Origin of the sequence: Ruoffia tabacinasalis (assembly GCF_042652985.1) — a bacterium.
Taxonomy (GTDB): Bacteria; Bacillota; Bacilli; order Lactobacillales; family Aerococcaceae; genus Ruoffia; species Ruoffia tabacinasalis.
Genome location: NZ_JBHSHQ010000086.1, coordinates 1 through 677 on the forward strand (window position 1 = coordinate 1; position 677 = coordinate 677).

Consider the following 677-nt stretch of genomic DNA (forward strand, 5'->3'; position numbering starts at 1 on the left):
ATACGGGATAATCTTCATCCGGTAATGCTAGACAAACCTGTTTTTCCTCTTGCCAAAGTGATTCAATCGTTTGTTTTTTTTCATAATGTTTTTCTTGGCGCTTCTCAATCATTTTTTTCTCTAACTCGTGATTTAATGAAGTGAAGTCTTTCATTATTGGTGTTTCCGAGAAGAAATTATACCTTACATAACCAACTTTATTTTCTACACTTCCTTTTTCATGACCACTCGCAGGATTACAAACCTGTACTTGAAAACCATAATGTATCGCAAACTGTTGGAATTCGTCGGTTAATATCGGATCTTCAAATTTTGATTTTGGTTTGACAACGGCAGTTGTCATATTATCAATTCGAATTTTCCGAGGCACACAGCCCATTTGAGTAAAAATCTGTTTCATCCCAGTCAATAAGCATTCCTGATTTTCACTGGGTAGAGCTACGGCGAATCCAGAATTACTATAAGGAGTGCTGAGTATTAGTGCTTTTACGTCCTTAAAAGATCCTTCATGTTCAACTTCCATCGTTCCAAAATCGAGTTGTGCTTCAGCCGGTGGGTGTTCTAAACGCTCATAGCCCGCAGCTGGTATATCATTATGGTGTGTACTTTTCCATTCTTGTACGTAATTACAAACTGTGCGATAAGACCCAGGAAAACTTAGTTCCTTTAGAAATTTG

Annotated in this window: 1 protein-coding gene; it reads right to left on the reverse strand. The window is 37.5% G+C overall.

Going from position 1 to position 677, the window contains the following annotated elements; genetic code table 11:
• On the reverse strand, positions 1-677 hold a 677-nt coding region (gene istA, locus ACFO5Y_RS11720), incomplete at both ends, for an IS21 family transposase (protein WP_380706745.1).